A 23,365-nucleotide genomic window follows, 5' to 3' on the forward strand; every position below is an offset into this window, starting at 1 on the left:
AACATGCCACAGACAGCAACGGCACTGGCTAGCTGGGTAAAAGCGATTCAAAAAGCGCTTGAAAAAGCCGGTGTTGATAGTCAGCCTTTATTAGAAAAAGCAGGTTTAGATATTCAGGCTCTGAGTAATCCTGATGCACGATATTCATTAAAACAAACAGCAAATTTATGGAAATTAGCAGTTCATAAAACTCAAGATTCATGTTTTGGCCTTAAAGTTGCCAGCCAAGTCAATCAAAATACTTTTCATGTGTTAGGGCATTCACTGATTACCAGCACCACCCTAAAAGAGATGTTTCTAAGAATTATTCGTTATTTTCGTGTGGTTACAGATATTCCAGAGCTAGAGTTTTATGGGCAAGGAAATAGCCATTATTTCGTTATTCATGTTCCCGACGAAGTTCAGCCCGAATCAATAGATGCATTTATTTCCGTTTTTATTCGTTCAAGTCGTGCTTTACAAGGCTCTGTTTTTTCGCCATTACGCATTGAACTTAGACGTTCAGAACCTGAAGATTTAGAAACTTTTCAGAGTATTTTAAAAGCTCCGATTGTTTTTAATGCACCCAAAGATATGATTGTGTTTGATACAGCAACCATAGAACAACCACTAGAAGGTGCAAATCCTACTCTTACCCAAGAATATGATGAAATTATTAATCGTTATCTGGCACGGTTCGATAAAGAAAATATACTGGCACGTGTGAAAGTAAAATTAATCGAAAAATTATCTACAGGTGATTTTCAACAACAAGACGTTGCGAAAAGTCTTGGCTTAAGCATACGGAGTCTGCAACGCAAACTTTCTGCCGAAAACACCTCTTATAGTGAATTACTGGATCAGACTAGGCATGAACTCGCCTTATCTTATATTAAAAACTCAAACCATAATATTACTGAGATTGCTTATATTCTTGGCTTTACCGATGTCAGTAGTTTTACCCGTGCGTTTCGCCGCTGGACCGATTTATCACCTATCCATTATCGAGAAAAATATTTGGCTTGCTCTTAACTTTTGAAAACTTAGATAAAAAAGATGCATGTGAGTGCATCTTTTTTATGAGTAACTTACTTTTTAGTAAGCAGTTCTAGCATCGAAACTGTAGTGACTTTAGCTCCCACTGGTAAAGCTTTTAAGTCAACAATGTAGTTTGGACTATGTGGAATATAAGGCACAGGTTTGCCTTGCTTGACTGCATTTGCAAACACAACTGGGTCTGCCACACCAATAAACATAAAGTTAAAAGGAATGTCTTTTTGGTCGCCTAACAAATGATGAACATCTTCTGATCCCATAACCGCGGGATACTCAGTTAGAACATGTTTATCGCCCAATAGTGCCTTTAAAGGCCCATTTAAACGTGCCGAAAATTCTTTATTATTAATTACTGGTGTGCTTGAACCTTTAAAAGTAAAGGTCGGCATTTGGTCTTTACCCATCCCCTGCATTTGGGCCGCACCTTCACTCATAGACTTAATGTTATTTAACATGGTTTCGCGTACTTTAGGATCAAACCAGCGCAAGTTCATTTTGACCAATGCTGTAGAAGGAATCACGTTATTCGAATTTCCAGCCTGAATTGAACCTATCGATAATACTGCCGCTTGTTGCGGATCAACTGCATTACCCATAATAGTTTGATATTGATTTACTGCATTGGCCGCCATGCTAATTGGGTTTTTGGTGAGCATTGGTAGTGAACCATGCCCACCCACACCTTTAAATAAAACATCAAGCTGATCGGTTCCCGCCATACGTGGCCCCGGTGCATTGATGACCACGCCCACAGGTGCAGGTGTGGTATGCACTGCAAAGAAATAATCAGGTTTTGGCAAGTTATATTTTGTCCATAAGCCATCGGTCACCATAGCTTTTGCACCTGTGATCGGCTCTTCTGCAGGTTGCGCGACTAAAATAATAGTTCCGCTCCATTCCTTTTTTAAAGCGACTAATGTTTTTGCCATGCTGAGCATCCATGTCACATGTGCATCATGACCGCACATATGTGCTACAGGTGTTTCAGTTCCATCATCAAGTTTTACACGCACTTTACTCGCGTATGGTAAACCAGTCGCTTCTTCAACAGTGTTGGCATCCATATCGGCACGGTACATGACTGTTGGCCCTTCACCATTTTTTAAAATGCCGACCACGCCTGTTTTGGCTATTCCCGTTTTAACGTCAAAACCTAGTGACTTAAGCTCTTTGGCAACAATTGCTGAAGTACGCGTTTCCATAAACCCAAGTTCAGGGTGTTCATGAATGTCTTTATAGACCTTGCTTAACCATTCTGTTTGCCTATCAATAATGGTTAACGCTTTTTGCGAAACCGCCGGCAAAGTTGTTGGACTTGCTTCAGCATGAAGGAGAGTTCCATAACCTGCAATGAAAGTCGACAAACCTAAAAATATACCGTTTTTGATCATTTTATTCATGTAATTAAAACCTTATAAATGACTGATTTAATTTTAAAATTTATATCCAATTTTTAAGCCATAGCTGACTGAGTGGTTATCCTTAAACTCACCTACATAATAGTCACTACCCGCCTGTGCGCCAAGCTGAGCTTTTGCATCGCCTAACCAAAAATATTTAATACCACCAGAAATAAAGTATTGCGATGTCGGGCTATATTGAGCACCCACGCCCAAGTTGTAATATCCCTTGCTTGGGCCACCCGTTGAGACTTTATCACCTGCTCCCGAGTCCCATCCAACCGACACAGAGCCTAACCATTTAGGTGAAAAGCGTTGTCCAACCCCCAAATTTAAAGACCATTGGTCGTCATAATAACGAACCAAATTAAAACCTTCTGGACGGCTTGGCGTTGATAGTACGCCAACAACTTTTGAGATCTCACCAAAGCGATAAGGTTGCAAAGCAAGATCACTCCAATTTACCCAGCGTAAACCACCAAACAGTAACGTTCCCTGACGAAGTCCGGTCTGGAACTCTAAATTCACTGAATCAGGAGATTTAAATTTTGTTGTACCTGTATCTTCTTGTTCTGGCAAATTGGCAATAATCTGGTTTAAGTAAGCTTTCTTTTGTGGAGTCATCTGACCAATAGAAATCATGTAGTCTAGATGCTGATTAACTAAATCACGACCTTGTTGAGTGCTTAACATCTCAATGAGTGGGGCATTTTCAGTCGCGTTTAGTTTGTGAGTAATGGCTGAACGGTAGGTTAATGAGACTTTCACAGCTTTTTCTGGAATCTGGTAGGCAAGCCCTGCTAACCATCCCAAGTCACCTACAGTTTTGGTGTGAAAGTCATAGCCGTTGTAAAGACTAAATACATTACCCCTTAATTCAACCTGACTTTTAAAGGTTTGATAGACTGGCCCCGCATAAAGATTCCAGTTTTTTGTGGGTTGATATCCCAAAATAAAGCTTAAATTTTGTATATCAAATTCTGATTTTGCATTTCCTGTAGGAGCCTGACCAGAAGTAGCATTGGCAAGTCCTGCTGTTGTAATGCCGGGTAACATAACCGTGTCTTTTGGCGTTGCGACAAAGCCATTTAGGCCTGAATATTCTGTGTCGGCACCAAATGGTTGATCGTAAAGCAAGCCAAATGAATACTGCGGTGCTAACTGTAGTTTTAAAGCTGCGGTAGGTCGATAATCGGTGTTGGCTATATCTGAAATTGAATGATGTGACGGGTTTGTACCCGACTCTACACCACTTAAATCGGCATCTGTGATTCCTAAACTTGCTTCAAAATAGTTACCCGGTTGTAAAAATGCCGCTACAGACTGCCCTGTTTTATCAAATGCAGCCGCATGTAAGGTGCTTGTGCAAATTGAAGTTATTCCTAAGATCAATATTTTTTTATTCACAACAAAACTCATGGATCCATCCTGGATATTTTTTATTTTGATTCCTCACTTTATGTAGATTTGAATGCTTCTGCTTAGCTCCAAACGCCAATGATTTGATCGTAGATGCCATATTGAAAAGTTATGGTTTGTGTAGCGGTAAGCAGAACAAAATTTTTATATTAAAAAGGGTCTTACTTTTTAGATTTAAAAAACAATTGCAGACTGTATTGATAAAAAAAGCGTGTAGTGAGAATTACGAAAATTAATCTTGAGAGTTGAAAGGAAACGACGATGGGTACTGCGAGTCCAAGAGCTTTAGCCATCAGTGACATTTCTGCGATGCCTCCGGGTGAAAGGCCTAAAATCAAGATTTGTTTTTCTGTATGACTTAAATTAACCAGTAATAAAGCAACACTGATCGATAACGCTAAAGCCAGTAAATTGAATATCAGTGTGATTCCAATAAATTTTTTATTTTTCCTTAAAAAGCTAAATGGAAATTTGCTGCCTAATGACCAGCCAATACAGACTTGACCAAAGGCAGTAAACCATTCAGGCAATTTCATCTGAAGTATTCCACAAAATGACAATAACCCAATAATGGCAAGTGGCCCCAAAATCCAAGCATTCAAAAGATTAAAAAATTGAAAGACCTTACCCACAAACAGAGCCAGACAAAACAGCAACACAACCTGAAAAAAGCTAAATTGATCCGATACTGGTATCTTTAAACCAGTCCATTCGACATGAAAATAAAGCTCCATAAAAATTGGAACCAGCACAACCAAAATCACAATTCTCAAACTATGGGCAGCAACGACTTTATCGACTTGAGCTTGATATCGTTCTGCAATATTCACCATTTCACTGGCGCTACCAATCGCAGAAGAAAACCATGCAGTTGCCCAATCCAAGGCATTAACTCGATATTGCAATCCAGCCAGTAATGTACCCAACACAAGTGACCATGCCAAACCTATGAGGATAAAGCCCCAATATGCTGCCACTGCCTGTACCAAAGCTGGTGAAAAGTATAGGCCTAAAGCCATACCAATAATGACCTGCCCTATGCGTCGCCACTGGGGATCACAGGCAAGTGAATGACCAACACTACCGAACAATAAAGCCGTCAATAAAGGTCCAAGCAACCAAGGCAAGGGAATATGCAAATATTTGGCAATTAAAGCTCCGACCAGAGCAATTGCTAATCCTTTGAGATTTGAGCTTATTTTTTCCATAATTCAGAGCAATAATAGCCAACCAATGCTGACTATTATTGCTGTCCTATTAAGCTTGTTGCTTTTTGATAAACAAGTATTTACGAGCGATTGGCAAGATCAATAATAATCCTGACATGATCCAAAGTCCTATACTAATGTTACTGCTCCATAAGACATCAAGTTCCCCTTGAGAAATTGAAAGTGCACGGCGCAGATTCGATTCCATTAATTCGCCAAGTACAAAACCAAGAATCAGTGGAGCTAAGGGAAAATCAAATTTTCTGAGAATATATCCACATACACCTAAGCCCATACATAACAGCAAGTCAAAGATATTGCTATGAATAGCATACACACCAACAAAACTCACACTTGCGATGATCGGGATCAGAATGTAATTAGGAATACTCAGCATGCGGGCAAAGAAGCCTACCAATGGCAAGTTTAATACCAACAGAATGATATTACCCACCATAAGCGATGCAATCAGCGACCACACCAATACAGGTTGCTGAACAAATAACTGCGGACCTGGTGCGATGTTGTACATAAGCAATGCGCCCATCATGACCGCAGTCGTCCCCGAGCCCGGCACACCTAGTGTCAACATAGGTACAAATGAACCACAAGCGGCTGCGTTATTCGCACTTTCTGGTGCAGCAAGCCCACGTAAGTCACCTTTACCAAACTTGCTACTATCTTTTGCCATTTTTCGTTCAGTGGTATAGGCCATCGCACTTGCAACGGTTGCACCTGCTCCTGGAAGAATACCCAAGAAGAAACCAATCACTGAACTGCGGATAATAGCAACCAACGAGAAAAAGAACTCTTTAAGATTAAAAAGAGAACGCTTTCCTTGTTTTAAGGCAACTTGACCAATTGTCGTGCGTTCGAGCATTAATAGGATTTCGCTTACACTAAATAGGCCAATAACCAAAGTAGTAAAAGCAATACCGTCACTTAAACCCACACTGTTAAAGGTAAAGCGATATACACCTGTAATTGTATCCATTCCCACAGTTGAAAGTGCTAGGCCCATGAGTGCCATAATTAAAGTTTTAAAAGGCTGCGTACTGACCAGACCAGTTAAACAAACAATGGCAAAAACCATCAGAGCAAAATATTCAGCGGGACCAAACGCAATTGCCCATTTCGCCAATATAGGAGCAAACAACACAATCCCAATAAAGGCGACCGTACTCCCAACAAAGGAACTAACCGATGACAAAGACAATGCAATTCCTGCCTTTCCTTGCTGTGCCAATGGATAACCATCTAAAGTAGTCATAATGGCTCCAGCATCTCCGGGTACGTTTAACAGAATCGCTGAAATACGTCCGCCATATTCACAGCCCAAATAAACTGCTGCCAATAAAATCAAGGCACTATCTACAGGTAAACCCAAGGCGTAAGCAAACGGCAATAAAATTGCCACCCCATTAATTGGACCTAAACCCGGTAATAAGCCAACAATCGTTCCAATAAATGCGCCAATCAAAGCAATTAAAAGATTCTGCGGTTGCAAAGCAACCTCAAACCCCATCATTAAAAAACTTAATACATCCATATCGGGTCATCCTTAACCAAAAAATCCAAGTGGTAATGGCACATCCAAGAAACGGTCAAACATATAGTAGGTACTCATGCTAAGTACCAAACCTGTCACCAAAACCGGTATGGTTTTGCCATGGAAAAGTTTGCCCACTGCAATGGTCATCAACAGGGTTGCAACAATAAAACCTAGCCATTCAAAAACTAATGCGTATAGCGTTAAAGCCACCGCACATAACGCTAACTTAACGACTAGATGTTTTGTCCACCCCAACTCAACGGGTTCAAACATAATGGCCGGTCGAATAGTGAGATACGCTGCACTCGCTGTAATTAAGCCCATTAATAAAATAGGAAAAGCTTTAGGACCCACTGGATCGTAGGAAATTGGGGCTTCAAAATTGCTCGCATAAATCAACAAAAATAACCCACAAACCGTAATAATGGCGGTAAGAATCCGTTCAGATTTCATCATCTATCCTCAGAAAAAAACTGAGCTGAAAAATAGCTTCTCAACCCAGCCGATTTGTTATTGTGATAATTTATATTCTTGCGATAACTGCCGCATTTCCGCGGTCTGTTTATAAACATAAGCTTTGAGTTCTTCACCTGTCAGCTGAAATGGGAGTAGATCCTGATTTTCACGGACTGCGTCAAATTTCTGGTTAGCCATCATTTTATCGAAGGCATTTTTCCACCAACCATAAGCTTCATCACTGACCTTTGGCCCCATATAGAAACCACGGATCACCGGCCACTCAATGTCATAGCCTTGCTCTTTTGCAGTAGGTAATTTTGAGAACTTTCCGTCTAACCGCTTGTTAGCAAAAACTGCCAAAACCCGAATATCACCAGACTCTAGGTATGAACTGACTTCACTAATATTGCCGACCCCAACTTGAATATGCTGACCAAGTAATGAAGTCAGCACTTCCCCACCACCTTCAAGTGCAACAAATCTTAAATCGGAAGGACTAATGCCTGCTTTTTTTGCCAACATTGCTGTTTGCATCCAGTCTTGACCGCCCACACTTCCGGCACCACCAAAACTAAGTGCTTTTGGGTTTTCTCTGAGTGCTTTCATCAAGTCATCAAGGTTTTTCAATGGTGAGTCTTTATGTACCGAAACCAGACCATAATCGACGGCGACGCCAGACAACCATTTCACATCTTTTTCAGTGAAGTGTCCGAATTTTCCTTGTGCTAAGTTCAAGAGTGAACCAGTGGAAAATGCAACCACGGCATTATTATTCGCAGGGTCACTGTTAACGATTTTGTTATAGGCTACGGCACCTACCCCACCCGGCATATAGGTTACGCGTATTGGATCTTTGAGCTGGTCTGTTTGTTTAAAGCCAGATTGGATTAATTTACAGGTCATATCAAACCCGCCACCCGGCTTAGCCGGGGCTATACATTCCGGACGTTTTGGCTGACCCGCCTCTTTAGAAGCATTTCCTGAGCCACACCCAGCCATTGTCACACTGACGCATGTTAATGCGAGTAAAGTTAAATTTTTCATGTTACATACATCCTTATAACGTTTGCTCTATTCATATTTTGATTTTTACCAATCTCCATAATCGACCTCCTTGGCACGATCATGCTTATCGGTTTTTAGTTTTAGTCTTATGTTTTGAAATGCGCTTTTTTACAGCGAATTTCAGAAATGCAGCGTTACTATAAAAATTACGAATCAATCGACTGAAAGGAATAGCTAAGGAGAGGGAAAGTTAGGACAATCACCAGATCTATAATGAGAATTAAAACCTTTGCAAAAATATCTAAAAATGCTTCGGTTAAATAATACTGATGAATAACAACAAGATAGTAAAAACGTAATCTATTGAGTTGTCTTTTGCATATCCATGCTATGGGTAACGTTAATATTTAAATAAATAAACCTATTTACCCAATTTTCCCTTCTGATCAAATGAGCTAAATACTCATATATTTTTCCAATAGTTATTGAATCAGTTACTCTTCTTCATAATTTGAAAATCCATCATATTTTCTAATGCATCATGCATTTAATGTGCTCCTTTTTTCATTTGAAAAGATTAAAGCACAGATCAAGAAAACATCGTGATACCAATAAATTAAAGGGGGCATTAGTAAAATTAAATAGGTTAAAATTCTAAGAATAGGGAATGTGAAAGACTGAAAATCTAGCGGTAAATTTATCGTAATAATAAATAAAAGTTAGAGAATAAATTTTAATATTAAAGTTGAAAAAGATCGTTTTATTGTTTTTAGAATATCAAATTAAAGATCTTTTTTATGGATTGCTGTTAATATTAAAGCGCATGATAGATTTCCCAATCCTTCATATCTGTATAAATTAAATCAAGGATGATGAGCGAACACATTTATTATGGAAATCAAACAAATAAAGTATTTTTTGACTGTGGTTGAAGCGGGCAGTATTGGTAAAGCTGCCCAAAAACTTGATGTGGGTGCTTCTGCTATTAGCCAGCAAATTAGTAAATTAGAACAAGAGCTAAGCATTCGCCTATTACAGCGTAATGCCTTTGGTGTCACTCCTACTCCCGCAGGTCTCGCCTTTTTAAAACATTCTCAACTTATTTTACGTCAAGTAAACTTCGCGGTAGATGCTGCTCATTCTGCACGACTGTCTGGGCATGTCAGCCTTGGCTTTCCACCGACGATTACTGCTTTGATTGGTATCCCTTTAATGAAACTAATGTCTGAACGTTACCCAGATATTCGTTTAGAGATTGTGGAAACGCTATCGGGCAATCTAATTCAGTCTATTAACTCGCGTCAGCTCGATATCGCGATTATTTTTACCAATGAAATTGATAAACAGTGGTCGATTCAACCCTTGGTACGCGAGCAAATGTATTTAATGGCACGCAAGGAAGTGCTAGAAGAATATGGCCTTGCCGAATGCATCAAAAGTGGTGTGATTCAGTCTCAACAAATTGGAGACCTTCCTTTAGTATTACCACGCCAGCGCCATAGTTTAAGAAAGTTGCTTGAGCACAAGATTGGTCAGCTTAATGTCGTCTATGAAATTGATGGCCTACACTTACTCATGGACAGTCTAATTCACCTCGACCTTGCCAGCGTCCGCCCAGGTAGCGCTTGTCTGCAAGAGTACAAACATAAGCTTCAATTACTCAAGTTAGTAGACCCTGAAGTTGAACGAATCAATTACTTGGTAAGCCTTGCCGAAGAAGAATTATCACCTGCTGCACTTGCTGCAAAGTCAGCCATTAAGGCTTGTGTGAAAGATTTGATTCAAAACCAGATTTGGCCATGTTCTGAAATTATTTTATAAAGAGTCATTAATTTTATTAAATACCTAATTAATTTTGCCCTCTCACTCCCTCTTGCTTTTTGAGATTACATTTTCGTCCGAATGATAAGTGGTTTTCTGCTTATCGAAATACAGATGTGTAGTTTGAACTGGAAACAAGGCATCACATTTTCTGCAAAGGACCTCGCTAAATCTCATCTCTAACCTATTTGCTCTTTAGATTTATTGATTGAATCAATTTAGGTCCAGCCTCGAAAATCGTGAATGTTTCCATTTTGTCAGGCCAAGGAGGTCTCCAATGGATGTCGTGAATAACCGTAGGTCTACTTTTAAAAAAATATTAAATGTAACGAGTGGCAACTTTTTAGAGCAGTACGACTTTTTTCTTTTTGGTTTCTATGCCACTTATATCGCGGCAAAATTTTTCCACTCTGAAAATGAATATGTCTCTTTAATGATGACATTTACCGTGTTTGCTGCGGGCTTTCTTATGCGTCCTCTCGGCGCTATTTTCTTGGGCGCTTATGTCGACAGAGTTGGTCGACGTAAAGGTCTCATTGTTACTTTAAGTCTTATGGCCATCGGAACCATCTTAATTACCTTTGTACCAGGTTATGAAACCATAGGTATTATTGCGCCGATTTTGGTGGTGATTGGACGTCTATTACAAGGCTTCTCGGCAGGTGTTGAATCTGGCGGTGTTTCTATTTATTTAGCAGAGATTGCAACGGATAAAAATCGCGGATTTATCACAAGCTGGCAGTCTGGCAGCCAACAAGTTGCTGTTGTGTTTGCCGCATTACTTGGCTACTGGCTCAACACCATCTTAACTACGGCTCAAGTGGGTGAATGGGGCTGGCGCATTCCGTTCTTAATCGGTTGTTTGATTATTCCTTTAATCTTCTTGTTCCGTCGTACGTTAGAGGAAACTGAAGACTTTAAATCGCAAAAGACTCATCCTTCAACAAAAGAAATTTTTAGCACACTGGCAAGCAACTGGCGCATCGTACTTGCAGGTATGATGATGAGTGCCATGACGACGACCACTTTCTACTTTATTACGGTTTACACCACAGTGTATGCAAAACGTACTTTAGAAATGTCAGTAACAGATAGCCTTTTAGCAACAGTGTTTGTTGGTTTGTCTAATTTCTTCTGGTTACCAATGGGTGGTTTGCTTTCAGACAAAATTGGTCGCCGCCCAGTTCTAGTCGGCATTACCACACTTGCTCTCTTTACAAGTTATCCGGTTTTAAGTTGGTTAGTGAGCAACATTAGCTTCTCAAACCTTCTAATTACGCTTGCTTACTTCTCGTTCTTCTTTGGTATGTACAACGGAACCATGGTCGCAACGCTTGCAGAAGTGATGCCGAAACGTGTACGTACAGTTGGTTTCTCTCTAGCATTCAGCCTTGCAGCCGCTATTTTTGGTGGTATGACACCAATGGCTTGTACCTTCCTTGTCGAAAACACAGGCAACCCAAGTACCCCTGCTTTCTGGCTCATGCTTGCTGCGGTCTGTAGCCTCATCTCAAGCTTGTATCTATGCCGCGGTTCTAAACAGAAAAATACTGACGCGATTGCTGAACCTGCAAAAATTAGCGCTTAAAACAACTACTACTTAACCTGAAATTTTAATGAACAGTACGGCAGATCTTAAATCTCCGTACTGTGTTCTCCTGTCATTAAAGCGAGATACTATGAAAAAGTCCCCTATCTTCATGACCATTTGCCTAGCTAGTGCTGGCTTAGGCTCAACTCTTGCTAACGCAGATACTATAGAAGTAATTAGCTCAGGTGGTTTTTATTCATCTATGGAAAAACTCATTCCATTATTTGAAAAACAAACAGGCCATACCGTGCATCTCTCGTCTGGTTCATCAATGGGTGCATCACCGACTGCAATTCCAAACCGTCTTGACCGTGGTGAACGTTTTGACGTGGTGGTCTTGGCTGCACCTGAACTGAGCAAGCTCGCAGAAAAGGGTTATGTAGACCCAAATTCACAAAGTCCTTTAGTAAATTCAAGCATCGGCATGGCTGTGCCTAAAGGTGCACCAAAGCCAGATATTAGTTCTGCAGAAAAATTTGAAAAAGTTTTATTAAATGCCAAACACATCGGCTATTCAGCAAGTGCGAGCGGTACGCATCTTGAAAAAGATGTTTTTCCAAGCTTCCCGCCTGTCGAGTACAAAGTAATTTCGAGTAAGGCAGAAAAAGTAGTTGGTGACCGTGTTGCAAAACGTATCGCCGAAGGCCAGTTTGATATTGGTTTCCAGCAAATTAGTGAAATCAAACCTTTTACTGGCAAATATGGTCAAGTTGAATTAGTTGGTCCAATTCCTGCACCTTATCAAAAAGTCACCGTGTTTGCGGCGGGCATTGGTAAAAACTCGGAACATGCAAAAGTCGCAAAAGAGTTAATTAAATTTGTGAAATCGCCACAAGCCACCCAAATTATTGAAGAACAGGGTCTTGAGCAGGTTAAAGAATAAAAGCTCTAAAAGGCAACATCTTGAGGTGATGTTGCCTTTTCTCTTTTAGTGGTTTACTCAAAGCAATAGAGTAAAAACTATAGCGACAAACCAGTGTAGAATTAATCCATAAAGGTTAATGTAGTATTTGCCGTGGAACTCAAACAATTAAAGTATTTTATTGCAGTGATCGAGTCAGGAAGCTTGGGTAAAGCTGCAAAAAATCTCGATATTGGAACTTCTGCATTAAGCCAGCAAATCTCAAAATTAGAAAGTGAACTTTCCATTCGCCTTTTACAACGTACCGCTTTGGGTACGGTTCCCACCCCTGCGGGTTTAGCTTTTTTTCAACAAGTGCAACTGGCTCTTAGACACCTAGACCATGCCGTAGACTCTGCGCATTCTTCACGTTTAAGTGGTCACGTCACCGTAGGTTTTTCGCCAAGTGTTGCGGCTGTTATTGGCACGCACTTTTTAAAACTGATGAGAAACCGTTATCCCGACATTAAAGTCCGTTTAATTGAAGGGTTATCGGGTGACCTCAAAGCCTTGGTTAATGCAAGGCAGCTCGATGTCGCGATCATCTTTAGTGACGATGTCGACCCACAATGGGCCATACAGCCTTTAGTCAAAGAACAAATGTTTTTAATCTCACCTAAAGAAGTACTGAGTCAGTACCACCTTGAAAGCTGTATCGATACTCAAGCCATTAATCATTCACAGCTTAAAGAACTCCCTCTGATTTTACCGAGTCAACGACATGGACTGCGTTTATTGCTCGAACAGAAAATTCATCAGCTTAAAGTGGCCTATGAAATTGATGGGCTGCATTTGTTAATGGAAAGCATTAACCAACTTGAAATGGCAACCATCCAACCTGCGGGTGCATCATTAAACTCACGGCAAGACCTATGTTTACTGCGCATTGTAGAACCTGCCATTGAACGCATTAACTATTTAATTAGCCTTTCTGAAGAAGAAATCTCGCCTGCCACCTTAGCCACGAAGGTAGTGATTCGTGCATGTGTAGCAAACTTGATTAATGAAAAACGCTGGCCCGGTGCGGAACTCATAAACACTTAAGCTGTTAGTGTTTATTTTTACTAAACACCCATTCAAGCCTAGCCTCTCACTTCATATTCCCTTTTAAAGCTACATTAGCCCTAGCTGAGAAAGGGAGAAATCCATGCATGATGTGATTGTAATTGGTGGTGGGAATGCCGCACTGTGTGCCGCGCTTACGGCAAAAGAAAGTGGCGCGTCTGTGCTTGTCATAGAAGCAGCACCTAAAGAATGGCGTGGTGGTAATTCACAACACACTCGTAACCTTCGCTGTATGCATGATGCTCCTCAAGACGTATTGGTTGATGCCTACCCCGAAGAAGAATATTGGCAAGACCTACTTAAAGTGACTGCGGGCAAAACCAATGAGCACTTAGCCCGTCTGGTTATTCGTAGTACGGCCACCTGCCGCGACTGGATGCGTAAACATGGTGTGAATTTTCAGCCACCACTATCGGGTGCTTTACATGTTGCACGTACCAATGCCTTTTTTATGGGTGGCGGTAAAGCCCTCATTAATGCGTACTACCGTAGTGCTCAAGAACTTGGTATCGAAATTTTATACAACACAAAAATTAAAGATCTAAAGTTAAATCAAGGACATTTTGAAGCTGCAATTGCTGAAGATGGCCGTGTATTTAAAGCAAAAAGCTGTGTATTGGCCGCAGGTGGTTTTGAATCAAATCTTGAATGGTTAAGAGAAGCATGGGGACAAAATGAAAACGGCGAATGGCCTGCCGATAATTTCATTATTCGTGGTACCCGCTTTAATCAAGGCAACTTGCTTAAATTTATGATAGATCAAGGTGCCGATATTATTGGTGACCCATCGCAATCGCACTGTGTCGCCGTAGATGCACGTGCACCGTTATATGACGGTGGTATTTGTACTCGTATTGACTGCGTTTCCTTGGGAATTGTGGTCAATAACAAAGCTGAACGTTTTTATGATGAAGGCGAAGACTTCTGGCCAAAACGTTATGCGATTTGGGGCCGTCTTGTTGCTAAACAACCCCAGCAAATTGCTTATTCGATTATTGATTCAAAAGCCATTGGTCGCTTTATGCCCCCTGTATTTGCTGGTGTAAAAGCAAATAGCATTCAAGAGTTAGCCGAAAAAATCGGGCTAGATGCCAAAACCTTGTGCCATACCGTAGAAGAATTTAATCAAGCCTGTGTGCAAGGCACCTTTAATCATACTGTTTTAGATGACTGTACCACCGAAAATATTGTTCCCAACAAAACTCATTGGGCCGTTCATCTCGACCAGCCACCCTTCTATGCCTATGCCCTTAAACCCGGCATTACCTTTACCTATTTAGGTTTAAAAGTCGAAGACGATGCTGCTGTACGTTTTAACAATAAGCCAAGCCACAACCTGTTTGTCGCAGGTGAAATGATGGCAGGCAACGTACTTGGTCAGGGTTATACCGCAGGCGTTGGCATGTCGATTGGCACGACCTTTGGACGCATTGCCGGAAAAAATGCCGCCCACTATGCACTTTCACAAGGAGTTGAACATGAATGCTAATAGCAAAGCCCTAATTCCAGTTGTTCAGCTCTCTGACCATGAGCAAGAAGTTCAAAGAGCCCTACAGATTTGTAATGCTTGTCGCTACTGTGAGTCTTTTTGCGCTGTTTTTGCAGCCATGACCAAACGCCTTGAGTTTAATCAAGCCGATATTCATTACCTCGCAAACCTCTGCCATAACTGTGGTGCTTGTTTACACGCTTGCCAATATGCCCCACCGCATGAGTTTGGCGTAAACATTCCAAAAGCGATGGCACAAGTACGTTTAGAAACTTACCAAGAGTTTGCGACCCCTCAGCCTTTAGGTCGACTTTATAAGTCTGTAGGTATTCCTTTTGTCTCGGCTTTAACACTTATTTTCTTTTTTTGCATGTTAGCTGTGGTGTGGTACAAAGGCACCGACCTGTTTGCAGGCTACCAAGGTAATTTCTATGCGATTTTCCCGCATAACTTTTTAGCCCTACTTTTTGGAGCAACCTTTACAGTTGCGATTGTTCTGCTCGGCATTGGAATTAGCAAATTCTGGCGACAAACCTCTAAAGTCATTCATGGCAAAGTTGAGAAACCCGATCTGGTTCAAGCCACCCAAAATGTTTTAACACTTAAATATTTAGATGGTGGGCATGGTAAAGGCTGTAATGAGCAAGATGACCGTTACACACAAATCCGCCGCGTATTCCATCACCTCACCTTTTATGGCTTTATGCTCTGCTTTGCAGCTACAGGTGTAGCGACTTTATATCACTATTTTCTTGACCTACATGCGCCTTATCCTTACCTAAGTTTGCCTGTGATTTTAGGCACTTTAGGTGGAATTGGCTTAGTTGTCGGGCCTGCTGGCTTACTCTATTTAAATCTTAAACGTCATCCGTTGCATGGTGACCGTGAGCAAAAACCTGTAGATCGAGGCTTTATTTTCCTTCTACTTATCGTTAGTGCTTCAGGGCTAGCACTCATGGCATTTCGCAATACCCCTTACATGGCACTTTTATTGATTTTCCATTTAGCTACAGTCATGACTTTCTTTATTACCATGCCATTTGGAAAGTTCGCACATGGTTTTTACCGCAGTGCTTCTTTACTCAAATTTGCCATCGAAGAACGTATTTCTAAGAAGTCATAATTTCATTCAAAAGTATTCACTATCTTGGCATAGTGAATACTTTTATTATTTTTAAGCTCAAAACATTTCATACCGTCTCTACTTTTTACTATTTAAAATTCCTAAGCCATACATCGGCCATTTCGTACTCGCTTTAATATTATTAATCAGCATCGCCACTAAAACTAAAGACACTGCACCGACCAAAACAGGGAAAATTAAGAAATTCCACTCGTAATGTATGCTGCTTGCGGTGAGCAAAATAACCAAAGGATTAGCTCCAGCAGGTGGATGAACACATTTAAAAACCTGCATGAGCGCAATGGCACAGCCCACGGAAAAAGCAATTGTAAAAATGGAAACGCCGACAAATTTTAGAAAAAACAAACCTACAAAAGCTGAAATAAGATGTCCAAATATAATATTTCTCGGCTGTGCCAAAGGTGATTGCGACACGGTATAGAGCAATACACAGGTCGCACCAAACGGCGCCATGATAAAGATATTGTGTGTGATCTTACTCAACCACAACAGTATAAAAATACTGACCGTCCCCCCAACAAGGCTTCTTAAAATATCAATTTTATTGGGCGATGGTGCTAGTTTTTCTTTGCCATAAAAAATAGAGAACATGATTTTTATTCCTTAGACAGAAGTTGCTTTTTAAAAAGCATATAGATAAAATTTCAAATAGTACAGATCTGTACTATTTTATTGTTTGGAAAAGACACATGTCAAAATCTGCCTTAAAAATATTAGATACAGCCGAGAAGTTATTTAATGAAAATAGTTTTGTCGGAGTTGGTGTCGATCTGATTCGCGATGAATCTGGCTGCTCTAAAACCACCATGTACACCTACTATAAAAATAAAAATCAACTGGTTAAGTCTGTGCTCGTTGCACGTGATGAGCGATTCAAGCAAAGCCTTTTGGGCTATGTAGGAGATACAACAGGGTTAGAAGCCATCAATAAGATTCTGGATTGGCACACCAACTGGTTTAGGCAAGATTTTTTTAAGGGCTGTTTATTTGTAAGAGCTGTCGCTGAATCTAACCAAGATGACCAAGACATTATTTCGATTTCAAAAGCCCATAAACAATGGATTAAAGAGCTCATAGCCGCAAACTGTAATATGCTGAATGGTGAAGCTTTATCTGAGCTGATCTATACGGTGATTGAAGGCTTAATTAGCCGCTTTTTAGTCGATGGTTTCGATGAAACACTTGCGATAAACATGAAAAATTCGATTAATCAATTATTTAATATTCATCAACATTAGCATGAGAACTTAAAATGGAAGTGGACCATATTTTTATTTGTGTACAATCAGGCGCTCCCGAAGCTGAAACTTTAAAAAAATTCGGTCTAACAGAAGGTTCATCCAACAAGCACCCGGGTCAAGGTACCGAAAACAGACGCTTTTTCTTTAAAAACAGTTTTATCGAGTTAATCTTTTTAAATAATCCAGAAGAAGCCTCAAGCGATCTCACCAAACCAACTCTGCTTTTTGAACGACTCAGTGCTCAAGATAATATCGCATCCCCTTTTGGAATTTGCTTTAGACCTAAAAATAAAGATGATAACGGCGCAAAATTTCCTAATTGGGTTTACAAGCCAAGCTATTTACCAGCCAGCTTAGAAGTAAATGTTGCCAAAGATGCTGTTGTATCTGAACCGATGTGGTTCTTCCTTTCATTTGCTTCACGACCAGATCTTGCTGTAAAAGACAAACAACAACCACTTGTGCATAGCAAAGATTTATCAGAAATCACCGCGATTAAGGTTTCTATTCCAAACCTTAAGCAGCATCCTACTTCATTACTGTTCAATACACTTGATAATTTTGAAGTCACCGATGGACCGGAGCATTTAATGGAAATTAGTTTTGATCATAAACCTCAAGGAATGATTCATGATTTCAGACCAGAGCTGCCGCTTATTTTTAAATATTAAGAGTCTTATTTTCTAATGAGAAACTGTGATTTATTGCGAATCACAGTTTTCATTTAAATTGAATCACATTAAAAGCGGCAATAGCTTAAGCAATTTTCCCATCAATAATGCCTTTCTCTTTTAACGTAGCCAGCTCCTCTGCTGTTTTAAATCTCGATAAGATTTGAGCAGTATGTTCACCAAGTTCTGGCGGTGCATGATGATATTCAACTGGAGTATCAGACAGTTTGATGGGTGAGCCAATGGTTTGGAAGTTTTCATTTAAACGATGAGGAATATTAACCACCAAGTTGCGATGCACGATTTGTGGTTCAGCCAAAGCTTCTTCAATAGAATTGATAACACCTACTGGCACTTTAAGCGCATGAATCATCTCAACCCATTCTTTGGCAGTTTTTTGCAAAAAGTGCTCCGACAATAAAGGAATTAGTTCATCTCGATATTTGACGCGATCTTGATTACGCACAAACTTTTCATTTTCGAGTAACTCTGAATAACCAATCCCAATACACAAATCTTTAAACTGTTTGTCGTTACCGCAAGCAATAATAAATTCTTTATCTTTAGCCTTAAAAGTTTGATATGGCACAATACTTGGGTGTTGATTACCCATGCGCTGTGGGGCTTTACCCGAAGCTAAATAATTCATTCCCTGATTTGCTAGTGCCGCGACCTGTACATCAAGGAGTGACATATCAATATACTGACCGCGTCCCGTGTGCGAACGTGCAATCAAGGCAGCTTGAATGGCAATGGTGGAATATAGACCAGTTTGAATATCTACCACAGCCACTCCAACCTTTTGTGCACCACCGCCTACCACATCATCAGGCTCACCAGTAATGCTCATTAAGCCAGACACACCCTGAATAATAAAATCATAGCCGGGTTCTTCTGCACGTGGACCATCTTGTCCAAAACCCGTAATCGAGCAATAAATAATATTTGGGTTTAGCTCACTTAATGACGCGTAGTCCAAACCATATTTAGCCAAAGACCCTGTCTTATAATTTTCAATGACCACGTCGGCAGTCTTGGCGATTTCATAAATTAAAGCCTGACCTTCGGGTGTAGTTATGTCTACCGCAACCGAATATTTATTGCGGTTGGTACACTGGAAATAACCAGATTCACGGGTCATGTTTCCATCTTGATCGGGCATCCATGGTGGACCCCACATACGGGTGTCATCACCTACTCGAGGACGTTCAATTTTAATGACTTCCGCGCCAAGGTCTGCCAAAATTTGCCCACACCAAGGCCCAGCAAGCACACGACTTAAATCTAAAACCCGAATTCCTTGTAATGCACCCATAACGATACCCTTATCTTTTAGAAGGCACTCAACGCACCTTCTTGTCATTGTTTATGATTGTCTTTGTGGATCGTACTGACGATCTTTAATAAATAAGCCCGGCAATACACCCGCAACAAAATACGCAGCTCCCATCACAATAAAGGCCATGGTAAACGTACCACCCGATGCCAAGAAACCAATGGTAGCTGGTGCAATAGCGGCTCCGACACGACCAATGTTATAGGCACCGCCAATGGCTGTTCCGCGCACGTCGGTTGAAAAACTTTCAGCCATATAAGTCGCGTTCACACCGTATGGAATGCCATATAAAAAGCCAAAAGTGATTAATAAATACAAAATATTGTCAGAGGTATTGAAGAAAATAATGATTGGCAAAAACACGGCGCTGGCAATTGTGCCAAACACAAAAACAGCACGGCGGTTAAATTTATCTGCAAGATAACCCGCTAAAATTTTGCCTAAAATCATTGCTGTATATGAACCCACCATATAACTGGTTAAGTTTTTAAAGTTCATATGCACTTCTGTTTCTAAATAACTTGGCATCCAGTTGTTAATGCCGTAATAACCAAACTGTAAGAAGAATGCTGTGGTCATCCACAACAAAAACATCTTACGGTGCTTAAAGTTATTAAAAATTTGCTTATAGATACTGCCACTTTTCGGCTTTTCAGCCACCACTCTTTCTTTAGGTTGTCTGTTGCCTTGTAAGCTTTCAATTTTGGTGAGCTGCCAAGATTTTGGCTCTGGCACAAATCGTTGCAGGAAAATATTAACAAAAGCAGGCACCACGGTCAGGAAGAATAAAACGCGCCAGCCATGATCTGGAATAATTGCGCCAGCTAATAACGTCGCAGCAATATAACCTACGGTTTGACCTGTCTGTAATGTACCCAAGACCGTTGTACGGTAAGTAGTCGGTACATATTCAGCCATTAAGGTATTACAAGCCATATAGAGTGCTCCAATACCCAAAGCACCAATAAAACGTAGAGCCATAAATTGCTCAAAGCTTTGCGTAAAGCCTAACAAACAAGTCGCTACCGAAAAGAAAGTAACTGAGTTGGCAATCGTTCGTACACGACCAAACTTATCACATGCCCAACCACCCAAAATACCGCCAATACCCATACCCGCCAAAGAAGCACTGCCTAATGCACCCGCTTGAAAGGTACTTAAACCAAACTCTGCCTTTAAACTGGTCAAGCTATAAGACAGCAGCATAATATCAATGCCATCGACCACCATCGCAAAATAGGCAAATAACAACGCCCATTTCCATGTATGAGGGCCAATCTTTTCATATGTTCCAAGGTTATTTGGAAATGTAGTCCTTAATTCTTTCGATATTACTTGAACGTCATTGTTCATCTTTAGTTCCTCATTTTCCCAAATGAGTCATCGGTAGCTTACTTATGTTTTCTGTATGACTTAATCTTCTATACTTTTCATCATCTTACATTTAGTTTTAAGTACACAGAGGTACATCTTCACATGAGTATCCTTACGATGAATCTTGTCATTTTCCATAAATTTTTGCGTAAAAATCCCTAAAGGTGCTCTCGAAAGAACACCTCGATCTGTTAAAAATGAATGAGTTAGTTACTAAATGCGGCTATGCCTGTTTGTGCACGACCTAAAATCAAGGCATGAACATCATGTGTGCCTTCATAGGTGTTCACAACTTCAAGATTGACTAAATGGCGTGCTACACCAAACTCATCACTAATACCGTTTCCACCCATCATGTCACGCGCCATGCGAGCAATATCAAGTGCTTTCCCACAGTTGTTACGCTTAATTAGAGATGTGCCTTCAACTGATGCAATACCTTCATCTTTCATACGGCCAAAACGTAAAGCCACTTGCAAACCCAACGCAATTTCAGTTTGCATATCTGCCAGTTTCTTTTGAATTAACTGATTTGCAGCCAATGGACGACCAAATTGTTTACGGTCCATGGTGTATTGATGTGCGGTATGCCAACAAAACTCAGCAGCCCCCATTGCACCCCATGCAATTCCATAACGAGCGCTATTTAGACAGGTAAATGGGCCTTTTAAACCTCGAATTTCTGGGAACACATTTTCTTCAGGTACAAAAACGTTATCCATCACGATTTCACCTGTAATCGAGGCACGTAAACCGACCTTGCCATGAATTGCGGGTGCAGATAGGCCTTCCCAGCCCTTTTCTAAAATGAAGCCGCGAATATCACCGACATTGCCTTCAGCAGAAACTTCTTTTGCCCAGACTACAAATACATCGGCAATTGGACTATTGGTAATCCACATTTTTGCGCCAGTCAAACGGTAACCACCATCAACTTTTTTAGCACGGGTAATCATACTGCCCGGGTCTGAGCCATGATCAGGTTCTGTCAAACCAAAACAACCAATATATTCACCCGTAGCTAGTTTAGGTAAATACTTTTGCTTTTGCTCTTCGGTACCAAATTCATGAATCGGAACCATGACCAATGAGCTTTGCACGCTCGCCATAGAGCGGTAACCCGAATCGACATATTCAATTTCACGTGCAACCAAACCATAACTCACATAGTTCAAACCCGCGCCGCCATATTGCTCAGGGATGGTTGGCCCCAGTAAGCCAAGCTCTCCCATTTCACGGAAAATAGATGGATCTGTTGTTTCATGACGGAATTGTTCAAGTACACGTGGTTGCAAACGTTCTTGGCAATAGGCATGAGCCGCATCACGAATCATACGCTCATCTGGACTAAGCTGTTGCTCAATTAAAAATGGGTCTTGCCAGTTAAATTGAACTTTTGCTTTTTTTGTTGTCACCATGTGATTCATCGCATCCTCTGCTTGATTGGATCTTCTTTATTTAACTCGATGTTATGCGTGAAAAATGCAGTAATCAAACGATAAATGTTCATGCAGATATGCGACTTACGCATATTTAAAATAAGACGCATAAAATTTAGATATTTAATTCGTTGTATTTCATTAAAAATGGCTTATTTTTATACTAAACTTAGATATCTGCATGTAGATCATATGCTGTTTTGAAATATGACGACAAATAAAAGGATTTATTTATGCGAAGAAGCATCCCTTCCATTCAGGGTCTAATTTGCTTTGAAAGTGCAGCAAAACATCTAAGCTATACCTATGCTGCGCAAGAGCTATGCATTACTCAAAGTGCAGTTTCGCGCCAAATTCAGCAGTTAGAAGATTTCTTGGGCGTTGAACTCTTTATACGTACTCGGCATGGCGTTGAACTCACCATTGCAGGTCAGCAGTATTTTAAAAGCATTAAACCCTATTTATTGGGTTTAGAGAAATGTACAGCCGATGTGATTTCTCATAAGGGTTTAGGAGGCACACTAAAATTAGGTGTGGTTCCTACCTTTGCAACGCGCTGGCTGTTACCCAAGCTCCATCTTTTAAATCAAAAACACCCTGAAATTACGGTTCACTTAGAAACCAGTACCAAACCTTTTTTATTTAATGACAATATTTTTGACGCTGCCATTTTTGCAGGTACGCAGCAGCAAATTGACCACTGGCCCGGCATACAAGCGCATTATTTAATGGATGAAGAAATTGTACCTGTATGCTCGCCAAGTCTAATCGAAAAGTATTTTCCAGATGCTGTGATGATTAATGAAAATACCTATGATTTAAGCTCGGAAAATTTGCTAAAAATTCCCCTGCTACAACAAACCACTCGGCCAAGCATTTGGCAAGAATGGTTTCTGACCCATCACATGCAGCACCCTAAACCTTTTGATGGACAGCGCCATGAGTTATTTTCGATGCTTGCGGTTGCTGCCAGTCATGACATGGGAATGGCTCTAATTCCGCAAATGTTGATTGAGTCTGAACTACAAAAAAAGGAACTGGTGATTGTTTCTAATAAAAAACTAAAAGGTAGCCGAAAGTACTACCTCATTCACTCAAGCCAAGACATCTCACCGACTATTCAAAAATTTGTTGAGTGGATTTACCAAGAACTAGAACAACTAAAGACCAATACGAATTAGCTCAATAGCCTTTATTTATGCCCAATAACGCGAA

Annotated in this window: 19 protein-coding genes and 1 pseudogene; 10 read left to right on the top strand and 10 right to left on the bottom strand. The window is 40.5% G+C overall.

The features are described 5' to 3' along the window. Positions 1–3: 3 nt before the first annotated feature. The gene (locus tag HMPREF0013_RS12370; protein WP_005803299.1) at positions 4–1,011 is read left to right on the top strand and encodes an AraC family transcriptional regulator; all 1,008 of its coding nucleotides are present in this window, start codon (positions 4–6) and stop codon (positions 1,009–1,011) included. Between the two features lie 56 nt (positions 1,012–1,067). Here the strand turns inward: HMPREF0013_RS12370 and HMPREF0013_RS12375 are convergent, their stop codons facing one another. From HMPREF0013_RS12375 to HMPREF0013_RS12400, 6 genes and pseudogenes are all read right to left on the bottom strand, one after another. After that, positions 1,068–2,435, bottom strand: a complete 1,368-nt coding sequence (locus tag HMPREF0013_RS12375; RefSeq protein WP_019767946.1) for an amidohydrolase — start codon at positions 2,433–2,435, stop codon at positions 1,068–1,070. A 33-nt stretch (positions 2,436–2,468) separates the two neighbouring features. Beyond that, a complete protein-coding gene (locus HMPREF0013_RS12380) occupies positions 2,469–3,854 on the bottom strand; it encodes an outer membrane protein transport protein (protein ID WP_005803303.1) in 1,386 nt (461 codons plus the stop codon). Positions 3,855–4,015: 161 nt separating this feature from the next. Beyond that, positions 4,016–5,062 carry an AbrB family transcriptional regulator gene (locus HMPREF0013_RS12385; RefSeq protein WP_005803305.1) on the bottom strand — a complete coding sequence of 349 codons (1,047 nt, stop codon included), beginning with the start codon at positions 5,060–5,062 and terminating at the stop codon, positions 4,016–4,018. A gap of 49 nt (positions 5,063–5,111) precedes the next feature. Further along, the gene (locus tag HMPREF0013_RS12390) at positions 5,112–6,611 is read right to left on the bottom strand and encodes a tripartite tricarboxylate transporter permease (RefSeq protein WP_005803307.1); all 1,500 of its coding nucleotides are present in this window, start codon (positions 6,609–6,611) and stop codon (positions 5,112–5,114) included. 12 nt (positions 6,612–6,623) lie between these two features. Further along, on the bottom strand, positions 6,624–7,070 hold the full coding sequence (locus HMPREF0013_RS12395) for a tripartite tricarboxylate transporter TctB family protein (protein ID WP_005803309.1): 447 nt from the start codon (positions 7,068–7,070) through the stop codon (positions 6,624–6,626). Between the two features lie 54 nt (positions 7,071–7,124). Next, positions 7,125–8,176, bottom strand: a pseudogene (locus HMPREF0013_RS12400) (Bug family tripartite tricarboxylate transporter substrate binding protein). Positions 8,177–8,969: 793 nt separating this feature from the next. Here HMPREF0013_RS12400 and HMPREF0013_RS12405 point away from each other — a divergent pair. The 6 genes from HMPREF0013_RS12405 (at position 8,970) to tcuB (ending at position 16,068) form a co-directional block, all read left to right on the top strand. Beyond that, positions 8,970–9,899 carry a LysR family transcriptional regulator gene (locus HMPREF0013_RS12405; protein WP_005803313.1) on the top strand — a complete coding sequence of 310 codons (930 nt, stop codon included), beginning with the start codon at positions 8,970–8,972 and terminating at the stop codon, positions 9,897–9,899. Between the two features lie 277 nt (positions 9,900–10,176). Continuing rightward, complete coding sequence (locus HMPREF0013_RS12410; protein ID WP_019767947.1) at positions 10,177–11,487, top strand: MFS transporter; 1,311 nt, start codon at positions 10,177–10,179, stop codon at positions 11,485–11,487. Between the two features lie 91 nt (positions 11,488–11,578). Further along, a complete protein-coding gene (locus HMPREF0013_RS12415) occupies positions 11,579–12,373 on the top strand; it encodes a substrate-binding domain-containing protein (RefSeq protein WP_005803317.1) in 795 nt (264 codons plus the stop codon). Positions 12,374–12,505: 132 nt separating this feature from the next. After that, a complete protein-coding gene (locus tag HMPREF0013_RS12420; protein ID WP_005803319.1) occupies positions 12,506–13,435 on the top strand; it encodes a LysR family transcriptional regulator in 930 nt (309 codons plus the stop codon). 103 nt (positions 13,436–13,538) lie between these two features. Further along, complete coding sequence (tcuA, locus tag HMPREF0013_RS12425; RefSeq protein WP_005803320.1) at positions 13,539–14,945, top strand: FAD-dependent tricarballylate dehydrogenase TcuA; 1,407 nt, start codon at positions 13,539–13,541, stop codon at positions 14,943–14,945. Further along, a complete protein-coding gene (gene tcuB / locus HMPREF0013_RS12430) occupies positions 14,935–16,068 on the top strand; it encodes a tricarballylate utilization 4Fe-4S protein TcuB (RefSeq protein ID WP_019767948.1) in 1,134 nt (377 codons plus the stop codon). Before tcuA ends, tcuB begins: the two co-directional genes overlap by 11 nt. Positions 16,069–16,146: 78 nt before the next feature. On the opposite strand, the gene HMPREF0013_RS12435 is transcribed toward tcuB, so the two are convergent. Next, a complete protein-coding gene (locus tag HMPREF0013_RS12435; protein ID WP_005803324.1) occupies positions 16,147–16,680 on the bottom strand; it encodes an HPP family protein in 534 nt (177 codons plus the stop codon). A gap of 98 nt (positions 16,681–16,778) precedes the next feature. Between HMPREF0013_RS12435 and HMPREF0013_RS12440 the strand changes: the two genes are divergently transcribed. Both HMPREF0013_RS12440 and HMPREF0013_RS12445 read left to right on the top strand, forming a co-directional pair. Beyond that, the gene (locus tag HMPREF0013_RS12440; protein ID WP_019767949.1) at positions 16,779–17,327 is read left to right on the top strand and encodes a TetR/AcrR family transcriptional regulator; all 549 of its coding nucleotides are present in this window, start codon (positions 16,779–16,781) and stop codon (positions 17,325–17,327) included. Positions 17,328–17,341: 14 nt separating this feature from the next. Next, a complete protein-coding gene (locus HMPREF0013_RS12445; RefSeq protein WP_005803328.1) occupies positions 17,342–18,001 on the top strand; it encodes a VOC family protein in 660 nt (219 codons plus the stop codon). Positions 18,002–18,086: 85 nt separating this feature from the next. Here HMPREF0013_RS12445 and HMPREF0013_RS12450 read toward each other — a convergent pair whose 3' ends face one another. The 3 genes from HMPREF0013_RS12450 to HMPREF0013_RS12460 form a co-directional block, all read right to left on the bottom strand. Beyond that, positions 18,087–19,316, bottom strand: a complete 1,230-nt coding sequence (locus tag HMPREF0013_RS12450) for a CaiB/BaiF CoA transferase family protein (RefSeq protein ID WP_005803329.1) — start codon at positions 19,314–19,316, stop codon at positions 18,087–18,089. Between the two features lie 51 nt (positions 19,317–19,367). Continuing rightward, entirely contained in the window at positions 19,368–20,690 is a 1,323-nt protein-coding gene (locus HMPREF0013_RS12455; protein WP_005803331.1) for an MFS transporter, read from the bottom strand. 227 nt (positions 20,691–20,917) lie between these two features. Continuing rightward, positions 20,918–22,138: an acyl-CoA dehydrogenase gene (locus HMPREF0013_RS12460; RefSeq protein ID WP_019767951.1), complete on the bottom strand. Its 1,221-nt coding sequence runs from the start codon at positions 22,136–22,138 to the stop codon at positions 20,918–20,920. 245 nt (positions 22,139–22,383) lie between these two features. Between HMPREF0013_RS12460 and HMPREF0013_RS12465 the strand changes: the two genes are divergently transcribed. Then, entirely contained in the window at positions 22,384–23,331 is a 948-nt protein-coding gene (locus HMPREF0013_RS12465; protein WP_005803334.1) for a LysR substrate-binding domain-containing protein, read from the top strand. The last annotated feature ends 34 nt before the right edge of the window (positions 23,332–23,365 follow it).

The sequence above is a fragment of the Acinetobacter sp. SH024 genome, from assembly GCF_000163635.1.
Taxonomy (GTDB): domain Bacteria; phylum Pseudomonadota; class Gammaproteobacteria; order Pseudomonadales; family Moraxellaceae; genus Acinetobacter; species Acinetobacter pittii.